Consider the following 504-nt stretch of genomic DNA (forward strand, 5'->3'; position numbering starts at 1 on the left):
AACATTGCCGTTGTAGGAAACAAAATAAAATTGCCAAAACTAGGTCTTGTTCGATTTGCCAAAAGTCGTGAAGTAAAAGGACGTATTTTAAATGCTACAGTTAGACGGAATCCTTCTGGCAGATACTTTGTGTCATTGTTAGTTGAAACAGAAGTGCAAGAACTTCCGAAAACAAATTCTTACATCGGAATGGATGTGGGACTAAAAGATTTCGCCATTTTGTCAGATGGAACAACCTATAAAAATCCGAAGTTTTTTCGATCATTAGAAGAGAAGTTGGCAAAAGCACAGCGTGTTCTTTCTAGAAGAATGAAAGGATCTTCTAGCTGGAATAAACAACGAGTANNTATCGAATATGTTAAAGAATCATAAGTTAGCAAAAGCAATTAGTGAGGTATCATGGTCTCAGTTTCGAACTATGTTGGAATATAAGGCAAAATGGTACGGCAAACAAATCATTGTCGTATCGAAAACATTTGCTTCAAGCCAATTATGTTCTTGTTG

1 pseudogene is annotated in these 504 nt (G+C 35.9%); it reads left to right on the forward strand.

The features are described 5' to 3' along the window. A pseudogene (locus COI75_RS16720) lies at positions 1-504 on the forward strand (transposase); the annotation flags it as partial.

The organism is Bacillus cereus (genome assembly GCF_002564555.1).
Taxonomy (GTDB): Bacteria; Bacillota; Bacilli; order Bacillales; family Bacillaceae_G; genus Bacillus_A; species Bacillus_A cereus_K.